Origin of the sequence: Kaistia granuli DSM 23481, from assembly GCF_000380505.1 — a bacterium.
GTDB lineage: Bacteria > Pseudomonadota > Alphaproteobacteria > Rhizobiales > Kaistiaceae > Kaistia > Kaistia granuli.
On the sequence record NZ_AQYH01000008.1, the window covers coordinates 19292 to 35476 of the forward strand.

17 protein-coding genes and 1 other RNA gene are annotated in these 16185 nt (G+C 64.8%); 7 read left to right on the top strand and 11 right to left on the bottom strand.

Annotation, left to right across the window (positions count from 1 at the left end):
- The first annotated feature begins 104 nt into the window (after window positions 1–104).
- A complete protein-coding gene (gene adhP, locus G342_RS0112455; RefSeq protein ID WP_026304376.1) occupies window positions 105–1136 on the top strand; it encodes an alcohol dehydrogenase AdhP in 1032 nt (343 codons plus the stop codon).
- Here the strand turns inward: adhP and miaA are convergent.
- The gene (gene miaA / locus G342_RS0112460; RefSeq protein ID WP_018183479.1) at window positions 1117–2028 is read right to left on the bottom strand and encodes a tRNA (adenosine(37)-N6)-dimethylallyltransferase MiaA; all 912 of its coding nucleotides are present in this window, start codon (window positions 2026–2028) and stop codon (window positions 1117–1119) included. The genes adhP and miaA overlap by 20 nt on opposite strands.
- A 22-nt stretch (window positions 2029–2050) precedes the next feature.
- Here miaA and serB point away from each other — a divergent pair, with 22 nt between their 5' ends.
- Window positions 2051–2962, top strand: a complete 912-nt coding sequence (serB, locus tag G342_RS0112465) for a phosphoserine phosphatase SerB (RefSeq protein WP_018183480.1) — start codon at window positions 2051–2053, stop codon at window positions 2960–2962.
- Window positions 2959–3510, top strand: coding sequence for a GNAT family N-acetyltransferase (locus G342_RS0112470; protein ID WP_018183481.1), 552 nt, complete (start codon window positions 2959–2961; stop codon window positions 3508–3510). Before serB ends, G342_RS0112470 begins: the two co-directional genes overlap by 4 nt.
- Window positions 3511–3748: 238 nt before the next feature.
- On the opposite strand, the gene G342_RS0112475 is transcribed toward G342_RS0112470, so the two are convergent.
- The 9 genes from G342_RS0112475 to G342_RS0112515 all read right to left on the bottom strand — a co-directional run bounded on the left by G342_RS0112475 (window position 3749) and on the right by G342_RS0112515 (window position 11269).
- Window positions 3749–5236, bottom strand: a complete 1488-nt coding sequence (locus tag G342_RS0112475; protein WP_018183482.1) for a DegQ family serine endoprotease — start codon at window positions 5234–5236, stop codon at window positions 3749–3751.
- An 85-nt stretch (window positions 5237–5321) separates the two neighbouring features.
- Window positions 5322–5507, bottom strand: coding sequence for a DUF2065 domain-containing protein (locus G342_RS0112480; protein WP_018183483.1), 186 nt, complete (start codon window positions 5505–5507; stop codon window positions 5322–5324).
- The gene (gene hflC / locus G342_RS0112485) at window positions 5504–6493 is read right to left on the bottom strand and encodes a protease modulator HflC (protein WP_018183484.1); all 990 of its coding nucleotides are present in this window, start codon (window positions 6491–6493) and stop codon (window positions 5504–5506) included. The genes G342_RS0112480 and hflC overlap by 4 nt, the downstream gene beginning before the upstream one ends.
- The gene (hflK, locus tag G342_RS0112490) at window positions 6493–7608 is read right to left on the bottom strand and encodes an FtsH protease activity modulator HflK (protein ID WP_018183485.1); all 1116 of its coding nucleotides are present in this window, start codon (window positions 7606–7608) and stop codon (window positions 6493–6495) included. The genes hflC and hflK overlap by 1 nt, the downstream gene beginning before the upstream one ends.
- 164 nt (window positions 7609–7772) lie before the next feature.
- Entirely contained in the window at window positions 7773–8270 is a 498-nt protein-coding gene (folA, locus tag G342_RS0112495; protein WP_018183486.1) for a type 3 dihydrofolate reductase, read from the bottom strand.
- Window positions 8267–8797, bottom strand: a complete 531-nt coding sequence (locus G342_RS0112500; protein WP_018183487.1) for a TIGR00645 family protein — start codon at window positions 8795–8797, stop codon at window positions 8267–8269. The genes folA and G342_RS0112500 overlap by 4 nt, the downstream gene beginning before the upstream one ends.
- A gap of 39 nt (window positions 8798–8836) precedes the next feature.
- Window positions 8837–9352 (bottom strand): GNAT family N-acetyltransferase, encoded by a 516-nt coding sequence (locus G342_RS0112505; protein WP_051094244.1) that lies wholly within the window; start codon window positions 9350–9352, stop codon window positions 8837–8839.
- 25 nt (window positions 9353–9377) lie between these two features.
- Entirely contained in the window at window positions 9378–10385 is a 1008-nt protein-coding gene (locus G342_RS0112510; protein WP_018183489.1) for a DUF4424 domain-containing protein, read from the bottom strand.
- 89 nt (window positions 10386–10474) lie between these two features.
- Window positions 10475–11269 (bottom strand): thymidylate synthase, encoded by a 795-nt coding sequence (locus G342_RS0112515; protein WP_018183490.1) that lies wholly within the window; start codon window positions 11267–11269, stop codon window positions 10475–10477.
- Window positions 11270–11436: 167 nt separating this feature from the next.
- On the opposite strand from G342_RS0112515, the gene G342_RS0112520 reads away from it, so the two are divergent.
- Window positions 11437–12027, top strand: coding sequence for a hypothetical protein (locus G342_RS0112520; protein ID WP_018183491.1), 591 nt, complete (start codon window positions 11437–11439; stop codon window positions 12025–12027).
- Window positions 12028–12042: 15 nt separating this feature from the next.
- Here G342_RS0112520 and G342_RS0112525 read toward each other — a convergent pair whose 3' ends face one another.
- The gene (locus G342_RS0112525) at window positions 12043–13248 is read right to left on the bottom strand and encodes a multidrug effflux MFS transporter (RefSeq protein ID WP_018183492.1); all 1206 of its coding nucleotides are present in this window, start codon (window positions 13246–13248) and stop codon (window positions 12043–12045) included.
- A 265-nt stretch (window positions 13249–13513) separates the two neighbouring features.
- Here G342_RS0112525 and ssrA point away from each other — a divergent pair.
- The 3 genes from ssrA to fumC all read left to right on the top strand — a co-directional run bounded on the left by ssrA (window position 13514) and on the right by fumC (window position 16135).
- Window positions 13514–13870, top strand: a transfer-messenger RNA (tmRNA) gene (gene ssrA / locus G342_RS25715).
- Window positions 13871–14164: 294 nt separating this feature from the next.
- The gene (locus G342_RS0112530; RefSeq protein ID WP_018183493.1) at window positions 14165–14686 is read left to right on the top strand and encodes an SspB family protein; all 522 of its coding nucleotides are present in this window, start codon (window positions 14165–14167) and stop codon (window positions 14684–14686) included.
- Between the two features lie 57 nt (window positions 14687–14743).
- Window positions 14744–16135 carry a class II fumarate hydratase gene (gene fumC / locus G342_RS0112535; protein ID WP_018183494.1) on the top strand — a complete coding sequence of 464 codons (1392 nt, stop codon included), beginning with the start codon at window positions 14744–14746 and terminating at the stop codon, window positions 16133–16135.
- The last annotated feature ends 50 nt before the right edge of the window (window positions 16136–16185 follow it).

Below are 16185 nucleotides of genomic sequence, written 5' to 3' on the forward strand. Positions count from 1 at the left end.
TGGCGGCGGGTTGATCGAGATCATGGCCCTGCCGGCCACGGCCGGGTTTGATCCACGGCAAGAATGCGATCAGGATACCGTATCGACAAGCCAATCAGGAGGTCGTGATGAAAACGATGAAGGCCGCCGTCGTCCGAGAATTCGGCAAGCCGCTGGTGATCGAGGACGTACCGATCCCCGAGATGCGGCACGACCGCATCCTGGTCAAGGTCGAGGCCTGCGGCGTCTGTCACACGGATCTGCATGCCGCCGAGGGCGACTGGCCGGTGAAGCCGAAGCCGCCCTTCATCCCTGGCCATGAGGGTTCGGGCTTCGTCGCCGCCGTCGGCCGCGACGTTAGGGGTGTCAAGGAAGGCGACCGCGTCGGCGTGCCGTGGCTCTACACCGCCTGCGGCCATTGCGAGCACTGCTTCTCCGGCTGGGAGACGCTCTGCAACGAGCAGCAGAACACCGGCTATTCCGTCAACGGCGGCTATGCCGACTATGTGCTGGCCGACCCGAACTATATCGGTCACATCCCGAAGAAGCTCGATTTCGGCGCCGCCGCGCCCGTCATGTGCGCCGGCGTCACCGTCTACAAGGGCCTGAAGGAAACCGAGGCGAAGCCTGGCCAGTGGGTGGTGATCTCCGGCATTGGCGGCCTCGGCCACATGGCCGTGCAATATGCCAAGGCGATGGGCCTGCATGTCGCTGCCGTCGACATCAGCGAGGACAAGCTGAAGCTGGCGCGCGAACTGGGTGCCGAGGTCACCGTCAACGCGTCGGAAGGCGATCCGACGGCCGCGATCCGCAAGGCGACCGATGGCGGCGCGCATGGTGTGCTCGTCACCGCCGTCTCGCGCCCCGCTTTCGCCCAGGCGCTCGGCATGGTTCGCCGGCGCGGCACGCTGGCGCTGGTCGGCCTGCCGCCGGGCGATTTCCCGACGCCGATCTTCGACGTCGTGCTGAACCGCATCACGATTCGCGGCTCGATCGTCGGCACGCGGCAGGACCTGGCCGAGTCCCTTGAGTTCGCTGCCGACGGACTCGTCACGCCGCATTACAGCTGGGACAAGCTCGACAACATCAACGCCATCTTCGACGAGATGAGAGCCGGCAAGATCGACGGCCGCGTCGTCATGCAGATCGCCAGCTGATCTCCGGGAGCGTCGCGCCGGGCGCGAGGCGCTCCCAATCCGCCATCTGGTTGCGGAACCAGGTGCCCTGCCGCTTGGCATAGCGGCGGGTCTCCATTTTGGCGCGCTCGATCGCCTCGTCCAGCGACAGCTCGCCGGCGAGATGGGCGCCGAACTCGCGAATGCCGATCGCCTTCATCGCCGGCAGCGCCGGGTTGAGCCCGAGCGCCAGCAGTGCCTCGGCTTCGGCGATGCCACCGCGCTCGACCATGCCGTCGAAACGCCGGCCGATCCGCTCGTAGAGCACCGTCCGCTCCGGCTCAAGCACGATCCGGCGGATCGAAGACGCGTCGACCAATGGCGGCGCACCCGTTTCCCGCTGCCAGTCGCCGATCGAGCGCCCGGTCGCCTCGACCACCTCCAGAGCGCGGACAACGCGGGTGCGATCGAGCGGCGCCAGCCGGGCGGCGCTTTCCGGATCGAGCTTTTGCAGCGCCGCATGCAGGGCCGGCACGCCCTCGGCGTCAGCGCGCGCCTCGATAGCCCCGCGCAGTTCGACCGGGATCGGCGGGATCGAAGAAAGGCCCTCGGTCAGCGCCTTGAAATAGAGGCCGGTGCCGCCGATCACGATCGGCAGCCGGCCGTCCCGCCAAGCGGCTTCGAGCGCGTCTTTCGCGTCCTCGCGCCAACGAGCCACCGAATAGCGTTCGCTGGCAGCAACATGGCCATAGAGGCGGTGCGGCGCCTCTGCCTCCTCGTCCGGATCCGGGCGGGCCGAGAGAATGCGGAGTTCGCGATAGACCTGCATCGAATCGGCGTTGATGACGACGCCGCCATGCTTGCGCGCCAATGCCAAGGCCAGGGCCGACTTGCCGCTCGCGGTTGGCCCGGCTATCAGGACGGCAGGTCCCATTTTTGCTGAATTCAGGTTGCCCATGCCGTCCGATACCGCTCCGTTCGAATTTGTCGCCACGTTCATAGCACGGCCCGAACATGCGGCATCGCTTTCGGAGGTGGTGGATGAAGCCGCCGACCTTCCCGGCGCCGGCCGGCCGGACTGGCTTGCCGATGGCGAGGCCTGCGACGTTACGCTGCCCGCCGGCGAGAACAGCCTCGATGTCATCCGCACCGATTTCTACGAGATGATCGACGGCCGGCCGGTCGACGTCGTGGCACAGCCGATTGCCGGCCGCCGCAAGAAGCTCCTGATCGCCGACATGGATTCGACCATGATCGGCCAGGAGTGCATCGACGAGCTCGCCGACATGGCCGGGCTGAAGGCGCATGTCTCCGCCATTACCGAACGCGCCATGCGGGGCGAGATCGCCTTCGAGCCGGCATTGCGCGAGCGCGTCGGCCTGCTGAAGGGCCTGCCGCTCTCCGTCGTCGACACGGTGCTGGCCGAGCGCATCAAGCTCATGCCGGGCGGCCCGGAGCTGATCCGCACCATGAAGGCCTCCGGTGGCTATACCGCGCTGGTCTCTGGCGGCTTCACGTTGTTCACCGGCCCGGTCGCAGCACAGATCGGTTTCGACGAGAACCGCGCCAACATCCTGAACCATGAGGACGGCGTCTTGACCGGCACGGTCGAAGAACCGATCCTCGGCCAGGAAGCCAAGCTCTCGGCGTTGATGGAGCTTGCCCGCCGTTTCTCGCTGTCGAAGATCGATACCCTGGCCGTCGGCGATGGTGCCAATGACCTTGCGATGATCCGTGCGGCCGGCCTCGGTGTGGCGTATCATGCGAAGCCCAAGGTCGCGGCCGAGGCGGCCGCCCGCATCGACCACAACGACCTGACTGCCCTGCTCTACGCCCAGGGCTATCGACGGAGCGACTTCGCCGCATGAAGCCGATCGAGACGCCCCGACTTCGCCTTCGCCGCTGGCAGGACAGCGATCGCGCGCCCTTCGCCGCGATGTGTGCCGACGCGGAAGTGATGGAGTTCTTTCCATCCGTGCTGGGCCGGGCGGATTCGGACGCGTTCATCGATCGGATCGAGGCGCATTGGGTCGAGCACGGCTTCGGCAATTATGCGCTGGAAGAACGCACGACCGGGGCCCTTGTCGGTATGACGGGTCTCTTCGACGTATTTCCGGAAGCGCATTTCGCCCCGTCGGTCGAGATTGGTTGGCGCCTGGCGCGACCGTTCTGGCGCATGGGCTATGCGCGCGAAGCGGCAGAAGCGGTGCTCGCGGCGGCTTTCGCAGAGCATGATTTTCCGGAGATCGTTTCCTTCACGGCCAAGCTGAACACCCGCTCGGCCGGCCTGATGCAAAGGCTCGGCATGACCAGGGATCCGGCCGATGACTTCGATCATCCCAAGATCGAGGAAGGCCACCCGCTGCGCCCGCATGTGCTCTACCGGCTGACGCGGGAAGAATTCGACCGGCGCTGAGCGTTCGGGCCGTCGCACTTTCGGGCTTCATGCCTGGAAGATCGACCGGCAGTGCTTTCCCACCCTCAACGTCATCCCCACCCTCGCTGTCATCCCCGCGCAGGCGGGGATCCACACGGCCAAGGTGCCGGGAGGCTCGTATACGAGCGACCCGGCGAATGGATCTTGGGTCAAGTCCGGGATGACGGTCGTCGAGCTGTCACGAAGAAGGCCTGAGCGGCATCGCGCCGCCCGCGCCCTACTCGTCCAGCTTGAGCGGAACGAAGCGCAATTCGCCGGACTTGTTGGCGATCAGGAACAGCGCCGAGCGGCGGCCGTCCTTCTTCAGCGTCTCGATCCGCGTCGTCACGTCGGCCGGCTGCGAGACCGGCTCCTGCGACACCTCGACGACCACCTCGCCGATCGCGACGCCCTTCTCGGCCGCGGCGCTGCCGGCATCGATCGCTGTAATAACGACGCCCTTCACTTCCGGGGCGATCGAGAACTGCGTGCGCAAATCCGGCGTCAGCTCCGACAGCGTCAGGCCGAGCAGTTCGGTGACGACCGGCTTCGGCGGCTCGACCGGGGTCGCCGCCTGCTTGTCCTCGACCTTCTCCGCCGCCTCGGTCAGGCGACCGACCTTCACCTTGAGCGTGATCTCCTTGCCTTTGCGGATCACGACGACATCGACGAGCCTGTCGATATTGGCGTCGGCGACCAGACGCGGCAGGTCACGCATCTCGACGATCGGCTTGCCGTCGAAGGAGAGGATGACATCTCCCGGCTGGATGCCGGCTTCGGCCGCAGGCCCCTTCTCGGTCACGCCGGCGACCAGCGCGCCGCGCGCGGCGCCCATGCCGAGGCTCTCGGCGATCTCGTCGGTCACCTGCTGGATACGCACGCCGAGCAGGCCGCGCCGAGTCTCGCCAAATTCGCGCAGCTGCTGGATGACATGCACCGCCGCGTCGGAGGGTATGGCGAAGCCGATGCCGATCGAGCCACCCGAGGGCGAGATGATCGCCGTGTTGATGCCGATGATCTCGCCCTTCATGTTGAAGAGCGGACCACCCGAATTGCCGCGATTGATGGCGGCGTCTGTCTGGATGAAATTGTCGTAGGGCCCGGAATTGATGTCGCGGTTGCGGGCCGAGACGATGCCGACCGTCACCGTTCCGCCGAGGCCGAACGGATTGCCGATCGCCATCACCCAATCGCCGACCCGCATCGTGTCGGAGGAACCGAACTGGAGCGCCTTGAGCGGCTTTGCAGCGGTGGGTTTGACCTGCAGCACGGCGATGTCGGTCTTCTCGTCGCGGCCGAGCAGTGTCGCGGTCAGCTTGGAGCCGTCATTAAAATTGGCGACGATTTCGTCGGCGCCCTCGATGACGTGATTGTTGGTGACGATGATGCCGGAGGCGTCGATCACGAAGCCCGAGCCGAGCGACTGCACCTTGCGCGGCGGTGAATTGTCGGCGCCGTCCTTCTGCTTGTTGAAGAACTCGTCGAAGAATTCCTGGAAAGGCGACCCTTCCGGCGCCTGCGGCGCCGGGATGCCGCGCGATCCCTCGATCGTCTGCGACGTCGAGATGTTGACGACGGAATCGACCAGGCCGGCGGCGAGATCGGCCACGGATTCCGGGCCCTGCGCCAGAGCGGCAGGAATGGTCGCCGGCGTGGCGGTGCTCAGCAAGGCGCCAAGGGCCGCCGCAAGGCAAAGGCGATAGGTTTTCGATTTGGCCGCGGCCATCTGCATCTCTCCTCTGGCGTCGGCGTCGAGAATGACACGACGGCGACTTCGATACATCTAGCGCACGACGCGTCCGTGCCGAGTGTCAGTTTCGCGCGAGCCAGACGACGGCGACGCCGATGGCGAGCGCGATCAGCCCGCATCCTCGCAACAGCGAGTCTGATGCGGCAATACCTTGCCGCATCAGAGTTTTCGCAACCGTCGGTGCCATCGCGTAGAACGCGCCCTCGATGACGAGGACCAGTCCCAGCGCGGTGACGAAATCCGTCACGGCGTGGCGGCAGGCGCCGCCTGGTCAACGGCCGGGGCGGCGGGAGCCGGCGCGGCCGGTTCCGAGACCTTGGCAGGCGCCGGCTTGCCGGGCGTGCTACGCTCGGGAACCGCCAGCGCGTTGCCGCTCGGGTCGGTCAGGTAGCGGAAGAACGGCGACGTCGGCGAGATCACCATCCGCGTCGTGCCACTCTTCATGCCGTCCTGATAGGCCTGCATCGACCGGTAGAACGAGAAGAAGTCGGGGTCCTGCTCGAACGCCGCCGCGAAGATGCGGTTGCGCTCGGCGTCGCCGTCACCCTTGATCTCGTCGGCGCGCTGGTTCGCCTCGGCCACGATGACCGTCGCCTGCCTGTCGGCCTGCGCGCGGATCGTCTTGGCCGCCTGCTCGCCCTGCGCACGGATGTCCGTCGCTTCGCGCTGGCGTTCCGTCTGCATGCGCTGGTAGACGGCCTGGCTGTTCTCCGGCGGCAGGTCGGCGCGGCGGATGCGGACGTCGACGACGTCGACACCGAGGCGCTTGCCTTCACGCTGGACCTGCTCGGTGATCTGGCGCATCAGCGGTGCACGGCCCTCGCGGACAATGGCGCTGAAGTCCATCTGGCCGGCCGCACCGCGGATGGCCGAGTTCAGGATCACCGCGAGACGCGATTCCGCCACCGGGATCGAGCCGGCTGCCTGATAGAACAGCAGCGGGTCGACAATCTTGTAGCGGCCGAACGCGTCCATCACGAGACGCTTGCGGTCGCGGGCGATGACTTCGATCGGCGGCGAGTCGATGTCGAGCAGCCGCTTGTCCAGCATCACGACATTGTCGATGAGCGGGACCTTGGCATAGATGCCCGGATCCGTGACGACGCGCACCGGATTACCGAAGCGCAGCACCAGCGCCTGCTGGGTCTGGTTGACGATGAACAGGCCCGAATAAGCGAGGATCGCGATCAGGATGACGATGACGAGGCCGAGCCCGCCGAAAATGCGACCCATCACTGCGAGCCTCCCTGCTTGGCGGGCGCGCCCTGCAAGGCAGGCAACGGCATAAAGGGCACGACACCACTTCCCTTCTCGTCGACGATGATCTTGTCCATGTCGGCGAAGACCCCCGAAAGCGTATCGAGATAGATGCGCTCACGCGTGACGGCGGGAGCCGCCTTGTAGGATTCATAGACCTTGGTGAAACGATCGGCCTGACCCTTGGCTTCGGCGACGATCTGGTCGCGATAGGCGTTGGCCGCTTCCTCGATCTGCGAGGCTTGGCCGCGCGCGCCCGGGATCACCCGGTTGGCGTAGGTCTGGGCTTCGTTCTGGACGCGGTCCTGATCCTGCTCGGCCGCCTGCACATCGCGGAACGAGTCGATGACTTCCGCCGGCGGGCCGACATTCAGAAGCTGAACCTGCGTGACCTGGATGCCGGCGCCGTATTGGTCGAGCTTGCTCTGCATCAGTTCCTGCACGGCGGTCTGGATGCCGAGGCGCTCTTCCGTCAGGACGCGCTGGATGTCCGAGCGACCGATGATTTCGCGCATGGCGCTCTCGGCGGTCGCCTTGACGGTGCCTTCAGGGTTCTGGACGTTGAACAGATACTTGCTGGCGTCATTGATGACCCAGAAGACCGAGAAATCGACGTCGACGATGTTCTCGTCACCAGTCAACATCAGGCTTTCCTGCGGCACGTCGCGGCCGTTCGAGCTGGTGTTCCGGTCATCCTGTATCGTGCCGACGGTGGTCCGGTTCACGCGCGTGACCTGCGGCGTGTAGACGGCCTCGATCGGATAAGGCAGGCGGAAATTCAGGCCCGGAGGCGCGCTGCGCTGATACTCGCCGAAACGCAGGACAACACCCTGCTCGTCGGGCTCGACGCGGAAGGTGAAGAAGTTATAGCCGAGGAAAGCCACCACCACGGCGAGAACGGCGATGAACAATACCGGGTTGAAGCCGCCACCGGAGCCGCCAGGTAGAACCTGTTTGAGCTTGTCCTGGCTGCGACGAAGGAGTTCCTCGAGATCCGGCGGATTAGGGCCACTGCCGCGCGGGCCCTGACCCCAGGGTCCGCCGTTGTTGCTTCCTTTCCATCCGCCGCCCGTCTGGTTGCTCCAGGGCATCTTCGCTCCTTAGTTGTCGATCAATAGGGAAGGCGTACCTGCCCCCGCCCATCGAAGCAAGAGAAGCCCCGGATATGCGGCCTCTGCAGGGCCTCAGCGAGGCTGGAAGTGGTGTGCCGATGCCGCGCTTTCAACGCGGATGCGACGTTTATCCACCATTCCGGTCAGGAATGCCGGCGCGCATAGGTCGTGAATCGGCTGGCTGCGGTATCGGACGGTCCGGCCGGGACTTCTTCGCTCGAAATCGCTTCCCAGGTCTCCGGATCGATGGTCGGAAAACGGGTATCGCCTTCCGGCGTCGCCTCGACATGCGTGATGTAGAGCCGGTCGGCCCGATCCAGGAAGGCGCGGTAGATCTCGCCGCCGCCGATCACCATCACCTCCGCCGCATCCTTCGCCGCCGCCAATGCGGCGTCGAGATCCGGCACCACGATGACGCCGTCCACGGCGAAACCGCTGTCGCGCGTCACCACGATGTTGAGGCGGCCCGGCAGAGGCCGGCCGATGGACACGAAGGTCTTGCGGCCCATCACCACCGGCTTGCCGGTGGTGATGGCCTTGAAGCGCTTGAGATCGGTCGACAACTTCCACGGCATGTCGCCGTCGCGGCCGATGACGCCGTTTTCCGCCACCGCGGCGATGATCGACAGCTGCGACGTCATTCCTCCTTCGGCAGAACCGCCTCCTTGAGGCTCTTCGGCGAGGCGGAGATGCGGTCCACCAGGGCCAGCAGCAGCGCCGAGGCGACGAAGGTCATGTGCAGGATGGTCGACCACATGATCTTGTCGTTGGTGTATTCGTTGGCGTTCAGGAATACCTGCAGCAGGTGGATCGACGAGATCGCGACGATCGACGAGGCGACCTTGATCTTCAGGCTGCCGGAATCGAGCTTGCCGAGCCAGGACAGGTCATGCCCTGCGCTGTCGAAGCGGCTGACATAGTTCTCATAGGACGCGATCATCACCATGACGACGAGGCTCGCGACCAGCGCGGCGTCGATCAGGCCGAGCATGGCCAGGATCATGTCGGAATCGTCATAAACGAAAACGTTCAGCGCCACTTTCCAGAACTTCGCCAGGAAGGAGATCGCGTAGAGGATCAGCGCGGCGCCAAGGCCGCCATAGAAGATGACCAGCAGCCAGCGGGCCGACATGATCATGTTCTCGATCGAGTTCTCGATGGATTTCAAAAGAGGGAGCTCCGTGGATCTAGTTCCTGCATATACGGATCAGGGGGCCGTTTCGCCAACCCTCTCGCGTGCAGGAAATGTTGCTCCCAGGCGATTCAGGGCTTCGCCCTCAACCCTGCAGCGCTGCCACTCGGGCAAAATGCGCGCGCCCTGCGCCTCGTAGAACGCGATCGACGGCGCGTTCCAGTCGAGCACCGACCATTCGTAACGGCCGAGTCCCTCGGCGACGCAACGCCCGGCAAGGCTTCGAAGCAGCGCCTTGCCGATGCCATCGCCGCGATAGTCCGGCTTGACGAACAGATCCTCGAGATAAAGACCGTGCCGGCCCTGAAAGGTCGAGAAGGTGTAGTACCAGAGCGCGAAACCGGCGGCTTCGCCCCGCCATTCGGCGATCTCGCAGAACACCCTCGGTTCCGGCCCGAACAGCGCCGCGTCCATCGCAGCGGCGTCCGCCTCGACCTCATGCGCGAGCTTCTCATAGTCGGCGAGCGCGCGCACGAATTCGAGCACGAGCGGCGCATCGCCCGGAACGGCGGCGCGGATGACAAGGTCCATGGTCATTCCATTCCTTCGGCGAGCGTCATGGCTCGCGCGGCACGAGGATCATGATGTCGAGATCCTGCTGCGGCTCGAAATCGGTCTTCACCACCTCGAACTGCGTCGGGCTGATCTTCTTGACGCCGTCGGCGCAGAAGGAGACGAGGTTCTTGGGCGAGCCCTTGTCGACAACCAGGCGGAACTTGGCGATCGGGCCCGCCCAGTTGCTGCCGGTGCGCAGGACGTAGGAAATGCGGTTCTCGAACAGGCTGTTGCCGCCATCCGGCAGGTTGCCGGCCCGTGCCGCCTTCAGGAACGCGTCATCCATGCAGTATTTCTGGCGATAGAGCTCGAACCACGGCTCGGACTGCGCCTCGGGCGCGACGAACGACACGTCCGCGCTCTGGCCGACGCTCGGCTTGTAGCTGTGCTCGACGACGAGGCGCTTGCCGGCCGGAAAGGTCTGCTCGCGATAGAAGGCGGTCGACAGCAGCCAGTTCGGCGCCAGATGCTTCACCATCCCGTTGCCGTCATTGTCATATTCGTCGATCGCCGCGAGGCCGAGCTGGACCAGATTATCCTTGTCAGCCTGCGGTAGCGCATCGAGAGCTTTGCGCGTGCCGTCGAGATGCAGTGCCAGCGGCACGCCGAGAGAGGTCAGCAGCTCCGTCTGGTCGATGCCGAGCGAGGAGGCTCGCTGCTGCACCTTCGTCTCGACCGGCTTGCCGTCGACCAGGGTCTTGAAACCGAGGAAGTTGACGGGGTCGTCGACCGGCACCGAGACCATGAAGTCGATGCTGCCCTGGATGTCCGGCATCGGGAAAGCGACCAGCGTCGTCACATCGTGGTCGGCATGGTTCTCGAAGGTGTAGCGGACCCGGACCTCGTCCAGCGAGATGAACAGATCCTCCGACTGCATCTCGATGTCCTCGGTCAGGACATAGACGAGGCCGCCGGTCGACAGCGCCGCGGTCGAATCATTCGCCCGCGCGGTGGCGACGGACGCCGCGGCGAGCAGCAAAGCGAGGCAGGTGATCGGTGCGGCGCGCATACGGGACAAGCTCCTGCCAGAGGACGAAACCGGGGCGAGCCGGCCCCTGCCAAACCAATGGGGCGCCGACCGGCCACTCGGGACGCCGGCTAGACCGCGATCGGCGCCTTGATGGCCGGATGGGGATCGTAGCCCACGAGCTCGAAATCCTCGAAGCGGAAATCCTCGATCCGCTGGATGGCCGGGTTGAGCTTCATCGTCGGCAGCGGTTTTGGCGCGCGCGAGAGCTGCAATCTCGCCTGCTCGAGATGGTTCGAATAGAGATGGGCGTCGCCGAAGGTGTGGACGAAATCGCCCGGCTTCAGGCCCGTCACCTGCGCCACCATCATCGTTAGCAGCGCATAGGAGGCGATGTTGAACGGCACGCCAAGGAAAATGTCGGCCGAGCGCTGGTAGAGCTGACAGGAAAGCCGCCCCTCGGCGACGTAGAACTGGAACAGGCTATGGCAGGGCGGCAGCGCCATGTCGTCGACGAGCGCCGGGTTCCAGGCCGAGACGATCAGGCGACGCGAATCCGGCTTGGTGCGGATCATCTCGATGACGTTCGAGAGCTGGTCGATGGTGCGCCCGTCCGGCGCCGGCCAGGAGCGCCACTGGGCACCGTAGACGGGGCCGAGATCGCCATTCTCGTCCGCCCATTCATCCCAGATCGAAACGCCGTTTTCCTTCAGGTAGCGGATGTTGGTATCGCCGGCGATGAACCAGAGCAGCTCGTGGATGATCGAGCGCAGATGCGCCTTCTTCGTCGTCACCAGCGGAAAGCCGTCGGCCAGGTCGAAACGCATCTGGTAGCCGAACACGGAGATCGTCCCCGTGCCGGTGCGGTCCTCCTTGCGGACGCCGGTGTCCAGCACATGCTGCATGAGATCGAGATACTGGCGCATGGATCGTCCAACCGAGATTCGATGTTTTCGCGACCATACAACGGCCGGGATCGCGGATCGAGTTTGCAGAAATCCCCGCTCTGAGCTCAACTGGCGGTGGGCGGTGTCGAGCCTGGGCAAACGGTCCGGGAGCATCCGCCCCTACCGTCGGGGACCAGGAACGTGGCATGTCTCAGACCATCTCGAACCCAGACGTCTACCTGCACGTCCGCGTCATCATCGGCATCATCCTGGGGCTGAGCGTCTCGCGGCTTCTGAGCGGCGTCAGTCGCTTCGCCCAGCATCCGCTGCGCAACCCGGTCTATGCCACGCATCTGATCTGGGTCGCGTTCACGTTCCTCTGCGTCGTGCATTTCTGGTGGTTCGAGTTCTATCTCGCCTCGGTCCATACGTGGACTTTCGAGCTCTATATTTTCATCATCGTCTATGCGAGCCTCTATTTCCTGCTCTGCGCCATCCTGTTCCCGGACAGCATGGCGGAATATTCGGGCTACGCCGACTATTTCATGTCGCGTCGTAAGTGGTTCTACGGGTTGATCGCCGTCATCTTCGTCGTCGATCTCGTCGACACCGCCATCAAGGGCAGCGCCCACTTCCATTCCTTTGGCTTCATCTACCCGGCTCGAAACGTGATCTATGCCGGGGTGGCGATCATCGCGATGTTTATCAGCGACAGGCGCTTCCATCTGACGATCGCCATTTTGGCGCTGGCATTCCAGGTGTTCTGGATCCTAAGGGCCTTCAGCACGCTGCAATAGCGCTTTCGCGCCGGCCTATTCGGCTGGCGCGGCCACGACGCGCCCGCGGCGACCCAGCGTCAGCTGCGCCAGCGTGAAGGCGATGACGCCACAGGCAGCGATTCCGGCCACCATCGGCAGCGCGGTGCCGTCCAGGAACAGGCCGACGACGGCCATGACGACGGCGCCGGTCACCATCTGCAGCGTTCCCATCAACGCCGACGCGGTGCCGGCGATCTCGCCATGCTCGTCCAGCGCCAGCACGGCCGATGTCGGAATGACGAGGCCGAGGAAGCCGTTGGCGACGAAGAGTACGCCGATCAGCACGGCCAACCCGTCAATGCCCGACGCCATAAGCAGGAACAGGGCGACGACGGACACGGCGAATCCCGTGACCGCGACGCGCATAACCCGCTTCAGGCCGAACATCCCGCCAAGCCGGCCGTTCAACTGCGAGAAGCCGAAGAACGACACCGCGTTAACCGAGAAGGCGAGGCTGTACTGCGTCGGCGTCAGGCCATAGTGCTCGATCAGCACGAAGGATGAGTTCGCCAGATAGGCGAAGAAGCTGGAGATGCCGAACGCCCCGATGAAGACGAGCCCGAGGAAGTGACGGTCGCGCAGCAGCAGCCAATAGCCGGCCAGGGCACTGCCGACGCCGCTTTCGACCCGCTGCTCGGGCGGCCGCGTCTCGTCCAGCGCCAGCGCCAGCAAGGCGATGCCGAGCAGTGCCGCCACCATCACGATCCAGAAGATCGCGCGCCAGGAGGCGAATGCCGTGACGGCGCTGCCGGCGAGCGGCGCCAGGATCGGCGAGATGCTGAAGACGAGCATCAAGAGCGACATCAGGCGCGCCGCCTCGTTGCCGGTGTGCAGATCGCGCACGACTGCCCGCGGCACGACCATGCCGGCGCAGGCGCCGAGGCCCTGGACGAAGCGAAAGGCGATCAGCGTCTCGACCGTCGGCGCCAGCGCGCAGCCGATGCTGCCCAGCGCGAACAGGGCGAGGCCGAAATAGAGCGGCGGCTTGCGGCCGACCATATCGGCGACGGGCCCGTAGATGAGCTGGCCGAGACCGACCGAGATGAAGAAGGCCATCAGGCTCATCTGCACCGCGCCGGTGGTCGCGCTGAGATCCTGGCCGATCGCCGGCAGCGCCGGCAGATACATGTCGATGGCGAACGGGCCGATCGCGCTCAGAAGGCCGAGAACCACGGCATAGCGCAGGATGGAAGAAGACATTTGGGACACCATGAAAGCGACGACCCGACCTCCGCCGAACGGCCGTGCCGTTGCGATATCAGGATCATCGATGGGAATTGGATACCGACGCGGCCGCAGCGCCACGATAATTTTGTAATGGTTGGCACATTAATGAGCGACAAATCGCCCGACGTCAACCCACATTGTCGTCAATGTCACTTCCGCCCCCGTCTCGATGCAGGAGGCGGCAATCCCGGCCTAATCGGTGCGCATCTGAGCTCCGGGCGGTCTGACGGCGCTTCGAACCCTTTTCACGGCGGTTTCGATCGCCTATATGTCAGGTGCCGGTGCAAGCCGGCTATGGCGATAAACTGTCATCGAAATAAACCCATCGGACCCGGGGGCGGTACCCGGCGCCTCCACCCAAGCCCATCCGGAAGGATGGTTTTCGGCGGGGGCGAAATAGGATCGACGAGGGCGTAAAGGGTGTTCTTTCGCTCGGCATGGTACCGCCGTTATCGGACCAAATCTGTAGTTGCAAATGACAACTATGCTCCGGTCGCTGTCGCCGCGTAAGCGGTGCCGGAACCGAAATAAAAGTCCTTACGGGTAGCACCGTGTAGGCGGGGTCCGGAGGCACCTGGCAACAGAAGCCTCCACTTCTTCCCCTTCAGAGCCCGTTTTGTCTTCTGCTGCCTCGTCGGCGTGAGCCGTTGTGCTAGGAGCCGTTCGACCTGGAAAAGCGGCAAGTCGAGCTGGAAAAGCGGCAAGCCAGGCGCCCGCTTGCACCTTTTCCAAGAAGCAGCTCGGCCTGCGCTTGACTTCTCACGGCCGGAGATCGAGTTTTCGGACAACAAGGCTCGTCAGGGAGCCGATTTTAGCGCGGGTCCGCGGCTTTGCCGCACCGGGTGCCTGTCTCGACCCCGTCCGCATTGATTCTGGGTAGTCGCCTTTCATGGCCGAAGATCTGATCCGCTACGACATTCTGGCCCAGGACGCGCTGCGCGGCGTCGTGCGCAAAGTTCTGGCCGAAGTGGCCAAAACGGGCCTGCCCGGGGACCACCATTTCTACATCACCTTCGAGACCCGGGCTCCCGGGGTACGTGTCTCGACCCGGTTGATGACCGACTACCCCGAAGAGATGACCATCATCATCCAGCACCAGTACTGGGATCTCTCGGTGACGGAGCACGCCTTCGAGATCGGCCTGTCGTTCAAGGGCGTGCCGGAGCGGCTGCTGATTCCGTTCACGGCGCTCAAGTCCTTCGTCGACCCCTCGGTGCAGTTCGGCCTGCAGTTCGAGACCGCGCCGGCCGACGAAGAGGTCCTGGAACACAGCGCCGAGATGGAGGACGTCGAGACGTCGCCGCTCGTCCTCGATACGCCGGAGCGCACGGAAGAAGCTCCCGCTGCCGAACCGGGCGAAAAGCCCGCCGCCGAAGTCGTGCGGCTCGACGCGTTTCGCAAGAAGAGCTAATCCCCTCCCGGACTGCTCACTGAACGATGCCGCGCCAGCGGCTGGGAAAGGCTGACTATGACGACGACCCGCATCGAAACGGATACTTTTGGCCCGATCGAAGTGGCCAGCGACCGCTATTGGGGCGCCCAGGCGCAGCGTTCGCTCGGCAATTTCAAGATCGGCCTCGAGAAGCAGCCGCTGCCGATCGTGCGGGCGCTCGGCATCATCAAGCGCGCCGCGGCGGAAGTGAACGCCAAGCTCGGCCGGCTTGACCGGGAAATCGCCAACGGCATCGTCGCAGCCGCACAGGAAGTCATCGACGGCAAGCTCGACGACCACTTCCCGCTCGTCGTCTGGCAGACAGGCTCCGGCACGCAGTCGAACATGAATGCCAACGAAGTGGTCTCCAACCGCGCCATCGAGATGATGGGCGGCGTGATGGGCTCCAAGAAGCCCGTCCACCCGAACGACCACGTCAACATGAGCCAGTCGTCGAACGACACCTATCCGACGGCGATGCACATCGCCTCGGCCGAGGAAATCGTCCACCGCCTGCTGCCGGCGCTGAAGCACCTGCATGCCGCCCTCGACGCCAAGGCCAAGGATTGGGCTGCCATCGTCAAGATCGGCCGCACCCATACCCAGGACGCGACGCCGCTGACGCTCGGCCAGGAATTCTCTGGCTACGCCCAGCAGGTCGAGAACGGCATCAAGCGCATCGAGATGACGCTGCCGGACCTGATGCAGCTCGCCCAGGGCGGCACGGCGGTCGGCACCGGCCTCAACGCGCCGATCGGCTTCGCCGAGGAAGTCGCCGCCACGATCGCCACGATCACCGGCCTCCCCTTCACCTCGGCGCCGAACAAGTTCGAGGCGCTCGCCGCCCATGACGCGATGGTGTTCTCGCATGGCGCGATCAACACGGTCGCCGCCTCGCTGTTCAAGATCGCCAACGACATCCGCCTGCTCGGCTCCGGCCCGCGCGCCGGCCTCGGCGAGCTGTCGCTGCCGGAGAACGAGCCGGGCTCGTCGATCATGCCAGGCAAGGTCAATCCGACCCAGTGCGAGGCGCTGACGCAGGTCTGCGTCCAGGTGTTCGGCAATAATGCCGCCCTCACCTTCGCCGGCAGCCAGGGCCATTTCGAGCTCAACGTCTACAACCCGGTCATGGCCTACAACTTCATCCAGTCGGTGCGCATCCTCGCAGACGCGGCCGTTTCCTTCACCGACAATTGCGTGGTCGGCATCGAGCCCCGCCTCGACAACATCCAGTCGGGCGTCGAGCGCTCGCTGATGCTCGTCACCGCGCTGGCGCCGAAGATCGGCTACGACAACGCCGCCAAGATCGCCAAGACCGCGCACAAGAACGGCACCACCCTGCGCGAGGAGGCCGTCGGCGGCGGCTATGTGACGACCGAGGAGTTCGACGCGATCGTCCGTCCCGAGGACATGATCCACCCGAACTAATGGGCGAGGCCTCCGTCACACTACGGATCTGGACAATTCGTCCTCCATGC